The 2,316-nt window shown below is 70.3% G+C and carries 1 protein-coding gene; it reads left to right on the top strand.

All coding sequences use genetic code 11. From position 1 onward, the window contains the following. Nucleotides 1–129: 129 nt before the first annotated feature. The coding region (locus AZG88_RS27065; protein WP_231914216.1) for a condensation domain-containing protein at nt 130–2,316 on the top strand (2,187 nt) is incomplete at its 3' end.

Genomic DNA, 2,316 nt, shown 5'->3' with positions numbered 1-2,316 from the left:
GTGCACCGCGACGACCGCGGTGAAGAGGCCCTCGTCGCGTACACGGTCGGTGCCGTGAACGTCGCGGCGACCGATCTCCGCGACCACCTTGCCCGGGTTCTCCCCTCGTACATGATCCCGGCGCACGTCGTGCACCTGGACACCCTGCCGCTGTCGGTGAACGGCAAACTCGACCGCAAGGCCCTGCCCGCACCGGACCTCGACACGGTGACCACCGAATACGTGGCACCGCGGACGCCCGCCGAGCTGATCGTGGCCGGTGTGTTCGCCGAGATCCTGGGGGTCGAGCGGGCCGGTGTCCACGACCACTTCTTCGACCTCGGCGGCAACTCGCTCGTCGCCACCCGACTGGTGTCGCGACTGCGCACGGCGCTCGGCGTCCCCGTGTCGCTGCGCGATGTCTTCGATGCGCCGACCGTCGGCGGGCTCGCACAACGGTACGAGGGCGTCGACCGCGACACGCACACCTCGAGTCCCGCCCTGGCCCCGCAGGTGCGACCCGAGCGGGTGCCGTTGTCGCCCGCCCAGCAGCGGGTGTGGTTCCTCAACCAGTTCGATACCGCAAGCCCCGTCTACAACCTGCCTCTCGCCGTGCGCTTCTCGGGCGACCTGGACGTCACGGCACTGAGTCGCGCGCTCCGTGACGTGCTGAACCGGCACGAATCGCTGCGCACCGTGTTCCCGGGCTCGGACACGGGACCCTGGCAGCGCATCCTCGACGCCCACGACGTCGACCTCGGCCTCACTGTCGTCGAGGCCCGGGAGGCCGACCTCGACAACTCGATCCGGACGTTCGCCCTCACCGGCTTCGACGTCAGTACCGAGATTCCCGTGCGCGCACAACTGCTGCGCGTTCGGGACGACGAACACGTGCTGACCCTGGTGGTGCACCACATCGCCGCCGACGGATGGTCTTTCGCGCCGCTGTCCCGCGACCTGATGCTCGCGTACGCCGCGCACAGCGGCGGCCACGACCTACAGTGGACGCCGCTGCCGGTGCAGTACGCCGACTACACACTCTGGCAACGAGAACTCCTCGGGGAGGAGGACGACCCGAACTCCCGGGCCGCCCGCCAACTCTGCTACTGGGGCACCGCGCTGGCCGGGCTGCCGGACAGCATCGACCTGCCCACCGACCGACCGCGACCCGCCGTCGCGTCGAAACACGGCGCGACCCTGTCGTGGGAGATCTCCGCGGAACTGCACCAACGCCTGCTGACCCTGGCCCGCACCCAGAACGCCACCCTGTTCATGGTCGCGCACTCCGCCCTGTCGGTGCTGCTCGGCCGGCTCAGCGCGACCACCGACATCGCGATCGGCACGCCTGTCGCCGGCCGCGGCGACCGCGACCTCGACGACCTGGTCGGGATGTTCGTCAACACCCTCGTGCTCCGCGCGCAGGTGGACCCGGCGTCGTCGTTTGCCGCGCTGCTGCAGCAGGTCCGAGACGCGGACCTCACCGCGTTCGCTCACGTGGATGTGCCGTTCGAACGTCTCGTGGAGCACCTGAACCCCACCCGCACGGCAGCCCACCACCCGCTGTTCCAGGTCGCGCTGTTCTTCCAGAACCACGCACCCGCACACCTCGAACTCCCCGGCCTGTCGGTGTCGAGCGAACCGGTCGTCCCCGACGTCGCCGCGTTCGACCTGCAACTCGTCCTCACCGACACCCACGGCGCCGACGGCAGGCCCGGCCCCATCGCCGCCGAATTCAATTACGCCACCGAACTGTTCGACGAGAGCACGGTCCGCTCGTTCGGTGCACAGTTCGTCCGGATCCTCGAGGCGGTCACCGCTGCACCGCAGACGCCGGTCGGCGATATCGCGATCGCCGACCCGACTGCGCGCCTCCGGGAGCTGGCCGGGTGGAACGCCACGGACCACGAGGTTCCCGTCGCCACCCTGCCGGAGCTGTTCGATGCGCAGGCGGCGCGCACACCCGGCGCGACGGCCCTGGTCTTCGACAGCGCTTCCCTGACCTACGCCGAGCTCGACGAGCGGGCGAACCGACTCGCCCGGTATCTCGTCTCGTGCGGTGTGGGGCCCGAATCGCGGGTCGCGCTGGCGATGCGGCGCTCGCTGGACCTGGTGGTGGGGATGTACGCCGTCGTCAAGGCGGGCGGCGCGTACGTGCCCGTCGACCCCGATCACCCCGCCGACCGCATCGGGTACGTGCTGCAGTCCGCCGGGCCGGTTCGCGTCCTGACCACTACCGCGGATCAGCCCGCACTTCCGTCCGGCGTCGACGTGGTCACCATCGACGACCTGGACCTGACCGACTTCCCCGGCGCGAGCGTCACCGACGCCGATCGGTTG

Origin of the sequence: Rhodococcus sp. LB1, assembly GCF_001583455.1 — a bacterium.
In the GTDB taxonomy this organism is placed as follows: Bacteria; Actinomycetota; Actinomycetes; order Mycobacteriales; family Mycobacteriaceae; genus Rhodococcus_F; species Rhodococcus_F opacus.
The sequence above is the reverse complement of the archived record's forward strand: the minus strand, read 5'-3'. Positions and strand labels throughout refer to the sequence as shown.